Consider the following 13761-nt stretch of genomic DNA (forward strand, 5'->3'; position numbering starts at 1 on the left):
AAATTTTTGTTTGGTCAGATCATTCCTAAATGACTGAAGAAACGAATTTATTGTAGGGAGTTTATTTTTGTTTGCAATAATGATATAGTTATTTCAATATTACTAGAAATAAGAAATAAAGACGAAAGGACAGATCGTTATGGACCATACCTCAATTGGAATAGAGCAAGCTGTCAAAATTCACAAAGCGTTGGGTGAGCAAACACGCTACAAAATCATTCAGATTTTGTCTGCTGAAAGCAATCTTTGTCCTGCTGATCTGGAAAATCGACTTGTAACCGTGGCCCTCTCCACCTTGTCACATCACTTGAAACAGTTGTCCGATTGTGGTCTGCTTACATCTCAAAAGAAAGGAACCTATATCTACTACAGCTTGAATACGGACACTGTGCAAAAATTTGCTCCTTATCTGCTGAACAAGTAAAAAATTTATTCAATATTTCAATAGAACTAGAAATATCGAATCTTACTGTTAAACTGTTACAGGTTTTTGATCCTAACATCTAGTCGATAAAGAATGATTTTAAATCGTTTGTCTCGTCTTTATTTCTATATTTCTAATAATATAAAAATTATAATTAGAAAGAGGTTATATTCTCATGTCCAACACCTGGAAAATCTATGTTCTCGCCTTAGTCAGCTTTCTTGTAGGAACCTCCGAATATGTTATCGCGGGTATTTTGGATCGTATTGCAGATACCATGCATATTTCGTTAATTGCTGCCGGGCAGCTGATCACCATATTTTCACTCGTTTATGCACTTGGCACACCGATTATCATTGCCTTGACTTTCCGCTTCGATCGGCGCAAGCTATTGCTCTATTTCCTTGGTCTGTTTGTTGTAGCCAATGTTCTCGCTTATCTCCTGCCAGGGTATGGGCTGTTCGTCGCTGCCCGTGTACTAATGGCTTTAGGGGCCGGAGTTGTTGTAGTTACCGCCTTGACGGTGGCTTCCAAAGTTGCTGCTGAAGGCAAACAAGCGAGTGCTATCGCCACGGTCATCACTGGGTTCACAGCCTCTCTGATCATTGGTGTACCCTTGGGAAGAATCGTAGCAGCCTCATGGGACTGGAAACTTGTTTTTGCAGGGATTGCCGTGCTCGGTGTGATTGCCATGATTGTGATTGCATTATCCATTCCGTCATCGGACGGAGAAGCACCTGTCCCACTGAAAAAACAATTATCTCTGCTGAAGCAACCTCGAATTGGATTGGCGTTGCTGGTGACGTTTTTCTGGCTTGGTGGTTATTCCATTGCATATACTTACATTTCACCTTATCTGGTCTCTGTCGCAGGCATGAGTGAAGCTGTGCTAAGTTCGGCCTTACTTGCCTTTGGCATTGCGAGTTTGATCGGCTCCAAAGTTGGGGGATACAGCGCGGATCGTATAGGGGTGAAACGTACTCTTTTCATAGGTATGGCATTGCATATTGTCAGTTTGGTGATGCTGAACTTGACGGCCCACGCTTCTGTGACCATTTTCGCCATTCTCATTCTCTGGTCATTTGCAGCGTGGTCATCGGGCCCAACTCAACAATATAATCTGGTTACCATGGCACCCGAATCCTCTGGCATCATGCTGAGTCTGAACAGTTCGGTGATGCAGCTCGCAATGGCTGCCGGTGCTGGAATTGGCGGAATCGCCGTCAACTCGGTTTCGTTGTCATCCATTACCTGGATTGGAGCTGCCGGCGTTACTATTGCATTGATCATCATGATGCTTTCTTACCGCTCTACCTCAATTAAACCTTCACCAATAGACGCAAATAACGTTGCATGAAAAAAGATGTGTAGTTGAATTTGTAGACAACAGCAAAAAGAGAGGGCCTGTACACTTACAGGCCCCCTCTTTTCCTTACTTTTCCAATTATTATTGTGCAGTGACTGCGCCGTCAATCGGATATACAGCCCCATTGATATAAGGAGCTTCATCTCCAAGCAGGAAGGCAACCAGATTCGCGATCTCTTCCGGTTTCCCAAGCCGTCCGGATGGAATGCTGTCCACGGTTGCTTTGAACACCTCCGGGTTGTCTTTGCCGAATTGAATAACCATTGGCGTCTCAATTGTTCCTGGTGCAATTGCATTTACCCGAATGTTGTCTTTACCGTATTCGATGGCTGCTGTACGGGTCAAACCAACGACGCCATGCTTGGTAGCTGCATAAGGGGCAACGGCCGGAACGCCGACAATACCCGCAGTCGAGGCCGTGTTGAGAATGGCACCGCCACCTGTTTTAAGCATTTCGGTAATGACATATTTCAGACCATAAAATACACTTCTCAGGTTAATATCGATAATTTGGTCAAACTGTTCAATCGTATGTTCGATTAGCTTGACTCCAGGTCCTGCAATGCCTGCATTGTTGAAGAACATATCAATTCGCCCGAATTCTTCTACTGCTTTTTTGACATAATTCTCTACGTCACTGGCCTTGCTGACATCTGCCTGTACGAAAATGGCTCTGGCTCCGAGCTTCTCAATCTGTTTAACTGTTTCTTGTCCGGTCTCTTCGACGAGATCAACAACCACAATGGATGCGCCCTTCTCTGCCAGCTTCAGTGCAGCTGCTTGACCCAATCCACTTCCTGCTCCGGTAATAATGGCTACTTTACCTGTGTGACTCATTCTGATCTCCTCCAGTTGTGTTAGTCATCTTGTCATCGGATCGACACATTGCTTATGAAACGTAATTCAACAATTTGCGACATATGTAGGTTTATACTGACATAAATCCTGCCTGACTTTACCTATTTTAATGGACTTACAACATAAAAACAAACCATATTATATAAGTGCATACCATGATATGGATCACAGTCTGGCCATCTCAAGAAGGAGAGTCTTCACCATTAAGTGAAATTTTCACTCTCCATTCTCATGAGATGTACATTACAAGCATTCGAACCACACCCATCATTATCTAAGCAAGTTGGTTTTCGCAAGCTCGATCAATTCATCGCCACGTCCGTTCAGTACAGCCTTCATCATCCACAACGTGAATCCTTCAGCCTGTTTAATATTGATCTTCGGAGGCAAGGACAGTTCCTGACGATTCACCACCGCATCAATCAGAACAGGTCCATCATGCTGAAGGGCACGCTCCACCGCTCCCTCCAGTTCGGCGGGATCTTCCACCCGAATGCCTTCGATACCCATCGCCTGTGCAACCATAGCGAAGTTGGGATTCACAAGTTCTGTGCCCGATTCAAGGAATCCTGCCGCTTTCATCTCCAGTTCTACAAAGCTCAGTGCACCGTTATTGAACACGACCACTTTTACCGGAAGATTATGCTGTTTGAGTGTTAGTAGATCCCCCATCAACATTGCAAGCCCGCCATCTCCGGACAACGAGATCACTTGCCTTCCCGGATTCGCGACCTGTGCTCCTATCGCCTGTGGAAGTGCATTTGCCATGGTACCATGATTAAATGAACCAAGTAATCTTCGGTTGCGACTCATTTCAAGATAGCGTGCGGCCCATACCGTCGGTGTACCTACATCACATGTGAAAATTGCATTTTCCCCTGCAGCATCACTAATCACTTTGGTTAAATACTGCGGATGGATCGGTTTTTTTCCGGGTTTTCCGACGGCAAGTTCATCCAGTTCCTTTCGTACCTTTAGGTAGTGGTCCACGCTCTTACGCAGATGTTTGTCATTATGCTCGTGTGTCAGTAAAGGCATCAAAGCCTCAATAGTCGATTTGACATCTCCGCACAACCCATAGTCCAGCTTCGTGCGTCGACCAAGGTGAGATGATTGTATGTCGACCTGAAGGACGATCGCATCCTCCGGATAGAATTGACGATAAGGAAAATCCGTTCCGAGCATCAACAACACATCACAGTCCATCATGGCATGATAACCGGATGAGTATCCAATTAAGCCGGTCAAGCCGACTGAATAGGGATTGTCGTACTCCAGATACTCCTTACCCCGCAAAGCTATAACCATTGGGGATTTCAGACGATCACACAGCTGCATAAGGGACTCTTGCGCACCTGCACATCCCGCCCCACATAGCAGCGTAATTTTTTTGTCCTGATTCAGGTAATCGGCCAATTTCCGCAGTTCCTGTTCAGAAGGGTGAACTACAGGCTGAGTCACATGATAGACATGCTCGGGAACCGGCAGATTCGCTGCCTCAAGACCTGCCACGTCTCCTGGAAGAACAATGACGGATACGCCTGAACGCGAGACAGCAGTTTGCAATGCCATGGTAACGGAACGAGGCATTTGTTTGGCTGTCGTAATAACCTCACAATAATGACTGCATTCCTGGAATAGATATTCGGGATGAGTCGATTGGAAATAATCGCTCCCGATCTCATCACTAGGAATATGAGCAGCAATGGCGAGGACCGGCACGCGGTTTCGGTGACAGTCGTACAAGCCGTTAATCAGATGCATATTACCCGGCCCGCTGCTGCCAGCACATACAGCGATACTTCCACTTACCTGGGAATCAGCTCCAGCAGCAAATGCGGCCACTTCTTCATGGCGAACATGAATCCATTCGATTTTACCCGATCGCCGGATGGAATCCAGTACTGCATTAAGAGAGTCTCCCACGATACCATATATCCGTTTGATTCCTGCATTTAATAATGCTTCAACCAGTACATCTGCGATTGTTTTTTTCATGACTGATCTCCTTTAATCGCTTATTTTGAGTTATGTTTCCACCCCGGTAATATACCTATTCTTATACCCCAATCTTTCGAAACCCGAATCAAAATCATATGTATTTTTGGGTATATCAAACAGAAACACCCCTATCTAGCTCCGTCTACACGGAGCTAGATAGGGGTGTTTCGTTGTTTCTTTTCCAACAATATATTAGCAATTAAATGAACACATCTCAATCAAATAGCTGGCATTACGTTGCCGCCACTGACCGGGATATAGGCACCTGTAATAAAAGAGGACAGATCCGAGGCCAAAAATGCTACCGCATTGGCAATCTCCTGGTCTTCACCCCTGCGTTTCAAAGGGACCGTACGTGTGTACGCCTCATCATGTCCAGGCTCGCTGTTGCGGTCACGATCGCTTATCGTCCAGCCGGGAGCGACCTGGTTAACAGTAATCTGATACTCTCCGACTTCCTTGGCAAGTACCCGATACAATCCGTCCATACCACGCTTACCTGCGGTATATGCTGATTGTGTCGCAAAGTTCTGCATGGCACATTCCGTATTGATGCCGATAAATCGACCGCCTTTGGCTTCCTTCATGTACGGAATAAATGCTTTTGCAAGATATACACTCTGCAGCACGCAAGATTCGAACTGGCTGATGTAGTCCTCAGGAGATTGTTCCAGTACGGTGGTCCATTCATATTGAATAACCGCATTAGCGACGACAATGTCAACCCCGGCGACGCCGAGACCAGCCTGAATCTGATCCCGCATCTGCATAGCCGTTTCCTGCTTCGTAATATCCCCTTGAACGATCACTGCCTGTCTGCCACTCGCCTCAATCTCTTGCTTAAGTTCGAGAGCCTTTGTTTCATTGTTTATGTAATGCAGCGCGAGATTGGCCCCACAACTAGCCAGCGTACGGGCGATCACTCTCCCGAGTTGTCCAGTGGAGCCAGTGACCAGCGCGGTCTTGCCTGTAAGATCCAATTGCATGGAGACAGCACCTCTCTGGTTCTAAATCAATGAATGAATAACTGCTAATGCAGCTTGATGAACTAAAACGATTTCGGAACGTATCATTTCTGGCCCTAAACCATTTATTTAATTCATATTCCCGTGTTTAATCAAATCAATCTCCTGAAAACGGCTGACTTCCTTCTCCCAACGTTCTTCCACGTATTTGCGGTGAACCGGGTGATCGTTGTAGGCATCGTAAGCTGCTTGATCGGCGAAAACCATTGAGAAACTGTAGTCAAACTCATTTTTGGCGCTTATCTGACGCAGTACCTGAAAGTTCTCCACGCCCGGAATGGCTGCAAGCGCATCCGCACTTTCCTTCAGAAAAGCCTCAGCCTCAGGTGTATCCTTGCCAGCGTAAAGTGTAAACGTAACCATATGTGTAATGCTACTCATCTCTATTTCCTCCTCCAATATGATTTCACTCCTTTCCTAGTTTACCTCTGAATGATATGTAAGCGCAATCCTTAATAAAATATGTCAGAGTTTGGAGCATGGGTATACCTCGTAAGTGATTCTGAAGAACATAGAAAAACCCCGAGAACGAATTCCCGAGGTTGATCTTGTCATCTATGGACAGACTAGTTTTTGAGGTTGTATTTACGGTTAAACTTATCAACACGACCACCGATGTCCACGTTTCTTTGTTTACCAGTGAAGAAAGGGTGGGATGCGGAACTAGTGTCCACACGGATTACAGGGTAAGTGTTACCATCTTCCCATTCCATTGTCTCGTTCGAAAATTTAGTCGAAGAGCTCAGGAATTTGTAATCAGCACTTGCATCGTAAAAAATGACAGTTTGTGTCTTTGGATGGATATCAGCTTTTGGCATAATCTATTTACACTCCTTTAAATGGGTACTTCCTTGAATAGAACTAAATTTTATTATACTCTTTTTTTGGACAAAGTACCAGCAGGATTTGAAGAAACGATAAATTTTACCTATTCGCTACAATCTGCACCTGATCTTCGTTCTAAGTTATTCCCTTCTCCAGTACATCTAGCATATACTCCAGAGCCTCCAATTCATCTCTTCCTCTCGTCTGCAATCTGACTACACTACCATGACGAATCGGAAGAAGCGCCATGCCAAGCAGGCTTTTAACATCAACACGATGCTCATGCTCAGACCCGACAAACGACAACGAAATATCCGAGGCAAAACGTGACGCTTGAGAAGATACAGACATCAGATCATCCCGGTGAAAATCAGAGTGAATCGTAAATTCATGTGTTCTCACAACCTTCAGTTCCTTTCGCTAAGTAGCTTACCAACTTGAGTGGTTTGTATCCATTTATATATTAAAATCTCCATGAATTATACCATGTAATGGGAGCTTGTATAATCATTAATTTGGTGAAAAAACAAAAAAAGAAGCCCCGGATTCGGGACTTCCTAAGCAGAGAATCAAATACCGTTGGGATAAACCATCACTTTCAGACTGCCGCTCTTATTGTGCAGTGCCCGCTCCATCGCTTGTTGAGTTTCATCCAGGGAATAACGATCGGTGATCAAGGACAACACATCATGCTGACCCGAACTCAGGAACTCAATCCCGGCTGGATAGGTGTTCGCATATCGGAATATTCCGTAAATGTCGACCTCGTTGTCGGCGATAAAAGGAACATTCAGTGCAATCTCGTCCTGTGCCGGCAGACCCACAATGGCAAGCTTGCCTCCCCGTCGCAATGAGTACAATGCAGATTGGAGGGCCTTGGGGTTCCCGGCAGTTTCCCATGCCGTGTCCACACCGACTCCATTCGTTAACTCACGGATGACCGCCTGTGCATCCTCGTTCCGCACATTAATGGTATGTGTGGCTCCCATGCGCCGAGCAGCTTCAAGCCGAACTTCCTCCAGGTCTGTAACGATAATTTTGTCGACTCCGAATGATTTTGCAGCTGCCACAGCCATCAGTCCAACAGGCCCCATGCCCATAATCGCCAGCGTGGTTCCAGGAGCAAGTTTACTTCGACGTGCAGCGTGGATTCCCACAGAGAAAGGCTCGTTCATGGCAGCTTCCTCAAATGACAGATGATTCGGGATTGGAAAAACCATATCCTCACGAATGGTCATGTACTGTACAAATGCGCCATCAACAGGTGGGGTTGCCAGGAATTGTACATCCGGACACAGGTTGTAACGTCCTTCTTTGCATGCCGTGCAGCGTCCACAAGTAACACCTGGTTCAATGGCAACCCGATCTCCCGCTTTTAAGCGCGATACGTTCAAGCCTACAGCAGCTACGATACCGGCGCATTCATGCCCAAGGATAATGGGCTTTTCCACGACAAATCTGCCGATTCTTCCGTGTTCAAAATAATGTACATCCGACCCGCATACGCCCACTGCCATGACCTGAATAAGGACTTCGTCCTCTGCCGGCTTGGGTACTGCCTGTTCCCGGGTGATGATTCGTCCTGGTTCAGTCATTACAGCTGCTTTCATGGTCTCGGGTAATTGATGCTGTCCCATTCGTTGTTCGCCTCCTCATGGTTGCCTATGCTGTCCTTAAATTCAAGTACAAACGGTACGTGCAGTTGATGTCTCTATTAATAGATGGTTCGTCCCTGCTCGTCCTCAATACCACTCTTGCGGTAGAAATACGTATTGATCATGTCCCGCCATTCCTTGGCATGCTCGGCCTGATTTTGCTGACGCGAGGCTACGGTTTCGAATATTTCAGGATCGACTTTACCTTCGAGCTTTCTCCATGTATCCGCTAAAGCTTCTGCCTGTTCCGCACCTTTGAAGTGTGTATCATAGATGTGTTGAATGACGGTTTTGCCTGAATGCAGCACATGTGTATAAGGAACATGGTGGAAAAATAACAGCAGCTCATCCGGACAGGTTGTGACAATCTCATACCGTTCCGCATTTTCCGTATGATACTGCGATGTATAGCCTGTACCGCTCTGTACGGTTCGATCTACGCCGATACCCTTGCAATCTGCGAAATGATACGTTCCCCATTTGGAATATTCGTATCCATCCACATTGGGACCATAATGATGATCCGGATTAACCATCCAGCCTACTCCGAGTGGTGCCGTATAATTCTCATAGATTTCCAGCGAGTTCAAGAGCATATCAGAGATCAGACGAACAACCTCTTCGTCATGTCCAAACGTGAGTCTGACCCATTCATCCGCGATCTCTTCCGAAGACAATTCGGGATTCCATGCCAGTCTTCCATACCCATACAGATTGGCCTGGGCAAGCGGATGTCCTGTCCAGCATGCATCTGCACCAATATTCGAAACCGCTGCAAAGCCGCTATGAGGTCTGTTGTACAGGGAACCATCCGCAATACGTTTAACTTCCGATCCTTGCCCCTTCGCGTACGTATCAAAATCCAGTACTTCTTTCCACTGTGGAACCAGGTAGCACAGATGGCGTTGCTGGCCTGTATACTCCTGGGTAATCTGAAATTCCAGCACCTGATTGGTTTTTTCCATCGCTCCAAACAGCGGAGAAACGGCTTCTCTAACCTGGAAATCCATCGGACCATTTTTGATCTGCAAAATGACGTTATCTGCAAACCGGCCATCCAGCGGCTTAAAGTGGTCATAGGCAGCACGCGCACGGTCTGTGGAGCGATCACGCCAGTCCTGCTTGCAGTTGTAGACGAAACAGCGCCAAATAACCAATCCTCCAAATGGACGAAGTGCTTCAGCAAGCATGTTCGCACCGTCAGCGTGGTCCCGATTATAGGTGAATGGACCCGGCCGATTTTCGGAATCCGCTTTGATCAGGTAACCGCCAAAATCAGGAATGGCCGCATACACTTTGGCAGTCTGAATGTTCCACCATTCGCGTACCTGTTCATCCAGTGGATCTGCGGTAAGCAAACCGCCGATTTCCATCGGGCTTGCATAGTTTGCGCTCAGGTACAGTCGAATGCCGTACGCTCTGAATGCAGAGGCCACACGAGCAACATCACTCAGGAAGCGTTCTGTCAGAAACAATGTTTCGCGCTGATGGACATTGACATTGTTGATTGATATGGCATTGATGCCTGTTGAAGCGAGCAAACGGGCATAATCCCGGATCCGTTCGATTTCTTGCGTAAATTCTCCATTTTCATAAAAAATCGATCCACCGGCGTAACCGCGCTCAATGCTGCCATCCACGTTATCCCATTGGTTAATCATCCGCAGAGCATTACGGGGCTGTTCAGTCACATGACTCCATTTATTTTCAGATGCATCAGCTTCACTTGAACGACCTTGCGCCAGAACCAGCTCTCTGAGCAAATGGAATGTACCATACAGTACACCTTGAGGTGTCTCGGCACCAATCAAGAGCCTGCCTTGTTCCTCGTCTTCACGGATGACAAAGCCTTCACCTTGAACAGCCGCAAGCTCACTATCACTGAACGCATCGGCAAGTAGTGAATGGCCTGCCCACGTGCCAATCCATATACCAGGAGCATGCTGAGCCGTCTCATCCGCAAGATCGGCTATTGTAACCACGGGTTTTTCTTTCTCACCGAACAATTTTTCCAGTCCCTGCGTAAGTTCTTCCAGAGCTGTAGCGATTACTTCATGTTTCTCTATCGCATATATATTTTTTGCCCAAGCAGGGACTGCCTGACTTGCAGCTCCCTTACGACTATACTCACCTGATAGATATCCAAGCCACGCATCATACTGCGGGCCGGCTACGTTTTTTTGAACCATTGAACGACTCATCGTACCGCCTCCTTGCCAGCATAGATCTGTTCCAAACGATTACCCTTGCCTTCCAGCAACCACAGAATGGATGTAACTCCGCGTGGATAGTACTTGCTGCCCACGGCAACACCCGACAGAATCTGGTCACTCCAGCACCAGTAAGATTCTTCGGGGTGCAGCAGCCAGTTCACATGTGCTGCATCGGATGCCTGCCCTGATTCATCCCACTCCATGCCCAGTATTTCTCTAGTAATAAACTGGGACAGATATATTTTGCTTAACCACGAGTTATTGCTTGTCGAAGACAGCTTCCATCCCCCATCTTCAAACAAACAAGTACCGGGTACTAGAACCGTTTTCAAATGGGTTCGAAGTGCCTGCAGATAAGGACCGAAACGGCCGCCAACATCCAGTGCACCTTCACAACCTGTAAAGTAAGGGAATACCAATCCTTCAATAGCCGGAATAATACGGGAATCGTTATTTTCCGCAATGACGGCCGGGATGTAGCCCCCTTCCGTCAACTGAGCTGCAACACTCGCTGCACAGCGATCAGCCTGACGTCCCGCCTGAAGGGATAAATCCGAGAGCTTCTCCGCAGCAAACAGCTTCTCCAGTGCAACATATACAGCCCAGCATTTACCCGCCAGATAAATATTGTTCCGCGATTGACCGAGTGAGACATCAAGGCTGTCATAGGTCGTTATTTCTGCTCCGCCCTTCGTGCGGCTGCTATCGAGACCCATCAGTCCGTTGCGCTGCTCCTCATCCGGATGATCCCGGTTCAACATGCTTTCGAAGCAATCCCGGATGACGGGAAGCATCTGCTTCACAAATTCCTGATCCTTGGTTTGTTCGATGTAGACGGTTGCACAGCACAGCCAGTTTACAAGCTCCTCATGACTCATCTGGGAGAAGCAATCGTCTATCCCCACCAGTTCATAGGCCGAGTGACCTGGACGAGAGAATACATTCGCTACACCGATGTCATGAGTAAAGGTCAATCCGCCTGGATGTAATTGATCCTCCCCAGGGAAGCGAACCTGATCCGTATAGCTGTAACGTTTCACAAACCACTCGAGCTCGTTGCGTACTGTCCACGGATTCAAGGCAAGTTCGAAGTACAGCTGATCCGCTGTCAGATCAAGGGTATTCATCATCCGGTATTCGCCTTCGTTGACGATCCAGAACGGTTCTCCGTCTGCATCCAGCAGCTGTGTGCTTGCATAGTAACTATGAATGGAATGAGCGAGCATGAATGCCTGATCTTCCGACAGAGAGCTGGTGCCCAGACGCTGTTCTGCTTCCACACAGGAAGATGTCAGTGCATTGAAACGATCCAGGGCGTACTGGCCCGCCTCCTGGATATCCGCGAAATAACGGGTATACCAGTACGTCGTATCCAGACCGGAAGTGACAATGCCCCCACGGTAAAAACAAACCGCAAATTGATATGTACGCTTCTCGCCAGCAGGGACTTCCATCAGCAACGCGGCAGTACCGCCCAATCCAAAAGCCAGGTTCTCCACATGTTTTTCCTGCAGGATCTTATCCAGCGTGAACCCAAGGGCAGGCCATAGTCCATCATTTGTAGACATAATCCCTGTAAGCCTTCCCTGTCCGACACCCGTGAGCTTTCCGCCCTCGGGTCCGCCGATCATGCGCATTGCCGAATACGGATCATTACCCTGATATCCGAAATAGGCTTTCCGTGTCTGCTGCCCCTGCGTGTTATCAATCGTCATCTCCACAAGAACCGCTGGAACCAAAGCATCCTTTAATTGTTCAAGATCACCCTGCTTGGGTTCAGGTACAGGACGAACTGGCGAATAGATCCGGAAAGTCAGATCTCCTGCTGTCCAAGTGTCTGTACCCGATTTGAATTCACGCTTAATCTCTTCATCCCGAAATGCAGAAACGAGCGGACGCTGAGATGGGGTTGAAGATAACTCTTGGGATTGCGCCTGTGTTCCGGCTCCCTCTTCTATGGTATTTTCCGTGTTCTCCAATTTCTCTACATCGTAGCGGACACTCTCATCCTCGGTCGCTGCAAAAAAAGGCAGTGCCTCATAATGTTCGCCTTCGCGGGATTGTAATCCTATATATATATTTTGGTCTGCAGGTTTCCCCAGCTCCAGGCCGAGTCCGCCCTTGGCACCTTTGTATCCAAGTGTAAAACTTGCAAAAGCCCCGATCGGTGAGTGGTGGGCGTTATAAAAGATTGATTTGGTTGAGCTCATGAACGATGACCCCTCTCAAAATGGTTTGCATGCGTTTTCATAGCCTCATCCTAACATGGTCGTTCCGCCCTAGACCATGGACAAATCAATCGGATATTTACCCAAATCAAGCTGGTGGTTTATAATAAAATAAAGCGATTACATTTCAATATGAGCAAATCAGCCACGAAAGGCTGACTGCAGATTTTGATAGTTTCTATTATAAAGGAGGTCTCCTATGTCTTCTACTTATTTGCCTCCCGCTCTGGGCGAAAGTGTGCATGAAGTCTTTTACCCGGATGTGCAGACCACCGTCAATCTATTCGCCATTCATCTGCGGAGTGTTAGTGCGGACTGGAATTATCCGGCACATGAACACCCGCAATACGAGCTGAACTATGTGACAGAAGGTGTTCAGCTCATGTCGGTGAACGGGCAATTGTATACACAAAAGGCTGGCGAACTGCTTCTGATTCCTCCAGGAAGCGTTCATTCCAGCCAGAGCCGGGACGGCCAGGGATTCACCTATTTCTGCATGCACTTTGATATTGATGATCAGTTGTTCCTCTCATTACTTGCACGAATCAAGCAAGTCCTGTTTCATGCTGACAATCCGGTCACACTACAAATAGAGCCAGTCCTGCGAAAATTAATGAATTCAGCAAATGAAGAAACCACCTCGAATACGATGGTACAGCGCATGCAGCTGCAGTCTGCTGTATTCGAATTATTCGGCCACTTGTGGGAAGCCGTCTCTCAGGAGGCGGCGCACCTGTTCTCGGAAGGCTACGAACGGATTGAGCTTGCCCACCAGATTCGTAATCGACTGCAAGGGCTCGTAAGCCAGCAGTTTAAGCAAGGGCATGAAACGGACAGCCACTATGGCATTGATGACATTGCAGCGGAACTGGGGATTAGCTCCTCGCATTGTAACCGAGTATTCAAGCAGGTATTTGGTCAGTCTCCGCGCGTGGCACTCTCCGAGATGGTTCTGCACGAAGCGAAGGTTCTGCTTGGCAATCCGAAACTGTCGGTTCAAAGTATTGCTGCGATGCTCGGTTATAAGGATATTGCCCATTTTAGCCGTCAATTCAAGCGTTGGTCAGGCATGTCACCATCCCGCTTCAGACAGGAACAACCTGCTGTACAGTGATTTTGAGAGTCTATGCGTCTGAAGCGTGAAACAGATGAATCTGCAAACCCGC

The 13761-nt window shown here is 47.3% G+C and carries 12 protein-coding genes; 3 read left to right on the plus strand and 9 right to left on the minus strand.

The genetic code is table 11. The annotated features are described in order from the left end of the window. The first annotated feature begins 139 nt into the window (after positions 1–139). Positions 140–424 (plus strand): ArsR/SmtB family transcription factor, encoded by a 285-nt coding sequence (locus ABGV42_RS05745; RefSeq protein WP_347380792.1) that lies wholly within the window; start codon positions 140–142, stop codon positions 422–424. Between the two features lie 175 nt (positions 425–599). Beyond that, positions 600–1781 carry an MFS transporter gene (locus tag ABGV42_RS05750; protein ID WP_347380793.1) on the plus strand — a complete coding sequence of 394 codons (1182 nt, stop codon included), beginning with the start codon at positions 600–602 and terminating at the stop codon, positions 1779–1781. 90 nt (positions 1782–1871) lie between these two features. On the opposite strand, the gene ABGV42_RS05755 is transcribed toward ABGV42_RS05750, so the two are convergent. From ABGV42_RS05755 to ABGV42_RS05795, 9 genes are all read right to left on the minus strand, one after another. Next, the gene (locus tag ABGV42_RS05755; RefSeq protein ID WP_347380794.1) at positions 1872–2627 is read right to left on the minus strand and encodes an SDR family NAD(P)-dependent oxidoreductase; all 756 of its coding nucleotides are present in this window, start codon (positions 2625–2627) and stop codon (positions 1872–1874) included. A gap of 291 nt (positions 2628–2918) precedes the next feature. Continuing rightward, positions 2919–4646: a ubiquinone-dependent pyruvate dehydrogenase gene (poxB, locus tag ABGV42_RS05760; protein ID WP_347380795.1), complete on the minus strand. Its 1728-nt coding sequence runs from the start codon at positions 4644–4646 to the stop codon at positions 2919–2921. A 221-nt stretch (positions 4647–4867) separates the two neighbouring features. Continuing rightward, positions 4868–5635, minus strand: a complete 768-nt coding sequence (locus ABGV42_RS05765) for an SDR family NAD(P)-dependent oxidoreductase (RefSeq protein WP_347380796.1) — start codon at positions 5633–5635, stop codon at positions 4868–4870. A gap of 108 nt (positions 5636–5743) precedes the next feature. Next, the gene (locus tag ABGV42_RS05770) at positions 5744–6055 is read right to left on the minus strand and encodes a Dabb family protein (RefSeq protein ID WP_347380797.1); all 312 of its coding nucleotides are present in this window, start codon (positions 6053–6055) and stop codon (positions 5744–5746) included. Positions 6056–6240: 185 nt separating this feature from the next. Further along, a complete protein-coding gene (locus ABGV42_RS05775) occupies positions 6241–6492 on the minus strand; it encodes a type B 50S ribosomal protein L31 (RefSeq protein ID WP_095357971.1) in 252 nt (83 codons plus the stop codon). 142 nt (positions 6493–6634) lie between these two features. Further along, positions 6635–6901 (minus strand): HPr family phosphocarrier protein, encoded by a 267-nt coding sequence (locus tag ABGV42_RS05780; RefSeq protein ID WP_347380798.1) that lies wholly within the window; start codon positions 6899–6901, stop codon positions 6635–6637. A 167-nt stretch (positions 6902–7068) separates the two neighbouring features. Beyond that, on the minus strand, positions 7069–8136 hold the full coding sequence (locus ABGV42_RS05785; protein WP_431523602.1) for an NAD(P)-dependent alcohol dehydrogenase: 1068 nt from the start codon (positions 8134–8136) through the stop codon (positions 7069–7071). 77 nt (positions 8137–8213) lie between these two features. Next, on the minus strand, positions 8214–10355 hold the full coding sequence (locus ABGV42_RS05790; protein ID WP_347380799.1) for an alpha-glucuronidase family glycosyl hydrolase: 2142 nt from the start codon (positions 10353–10355) through the stop codon (positions 8214–8216). Next, the gene (locus tag ABGV42_RS05795; RefSeq protein WP_347380800.1) at positions 10352–12577 is read right to left on the minus strand and encodes a glycoside hydrolase family 52 protein; all 2226 of its coding nucleotides are present in this window, start codon (positions 12575–12577) and stop codon (positions 10352–10354) included. Before ABGV42_RS05795 ends, ABGV42_RS05790 begins: the two co-directional genes overlap by 4 nt. A gap of 217 nt (positions 12578–12794) precedes the next feature. Between ABGV42_RS05795 and ABGV42_RS05800 the strand changes: the two genes are divergently transcribed. Further along, a complete protein-coding gene (locus ABGV42_RS05800) occupies positions 12795–13709 on the plus strand; it encodes an AraC family transcriptional regulator (RefSeq protein ID WP_347380801.1) in 915 nt (304 codons plus the stop codon). The last annotated feature ends 52 nt before the right edge of the window (positions 13710–13761 follow it).

The sequence above is a fragment of the Paenibacillus pabuli genome (genome assembly GCF_039831995.1).
Taxonomy (GTDB): domain Bacteria; phylum Bacillota; class Bacilli; order Paenibacillales; family Paenibacillaceae; genus Paenibacillus; species Paenibacillus pabuli_C.

Bases quoted from the DNA above. Each gene is read 5' to 3' on its own strand.
- ABGV42_RS05745 (WP_347380792.1), top strand. From the start codon at position 140: ATGGACCATACCTCAATTGGAATAGAGCAAGCTGTCAAAATTCACAAA.
- ABGV42_RS05750 (WP_347380793.1), top strand. From the start codon at position 600: ATGTCCAACACCTGGAAAATCTATGTTCTCGCCTTAGTCAGCTTTCTT.
- ABGV42_RS05755 (WP_347380794.1), bottom strand. From the start codon at position 2,627: ATGAGTCACACAGGTAAAGTAGCCATTATTACCGGAGCAGGAAGTGGA.
- poxB (WP_347380795.1), bottom strand. From the start codon at position 4,646: ATGAAAAAAACAATCGCAGATGTACTGGTTGAAGCATTATTAAATGCA.
- ABGV42_RS05765 (WP_347380796.1), bottom strand. From the start codon at position 5,635: ATGCAATTGGATCTTACAGGCAAGACCGCGCTGGTCACTGGCTCCACT.
- ABGV42_RS05770 (WP_347380797.1), bottom strand. From the start codon at position 6,055: ATGAGTAGCATTACACATATGGTTACGTTTACACTTTACGCTGGCAAG.
- ABGV42_RS05775 (WP_095357971.1), bottom strand. From the start codon at position 6,492: ATGCCAAAAGCTGATATCCATCCAAAGACACAAACTGTCATTTTTTAC.
- ABGV42_RS05785 (WP_431523602.1), bottom strand. From the start codon at position 8,136: ATGGGACAGCATCAATTACCCGAGACCATGAAAGCAGCTGTAATGACT.
- ABGV42_RS05790 (WP_347380799.1), bottom strand. From the start codon at position 10,355: ATGAGTCGTTCAATGGTTCAAAAAAACGTAGCCGGCCCGCAGTATGAT.
- ABGV42_RS05795 (WP_347380800.1), bottom strand. From the start codon at position 12,577: ATGAGCTCAACCAAATCAATCTTTTATAACGCCCACCACTCACCGATC.
- ABGV42_RS05800 (WP_347380801.1), top strand. From the start codon at position 12,795: ATGTCTTCTACTTATTTGCCTCCCGCTCTGGGCGAAAGTGTGCATGAA.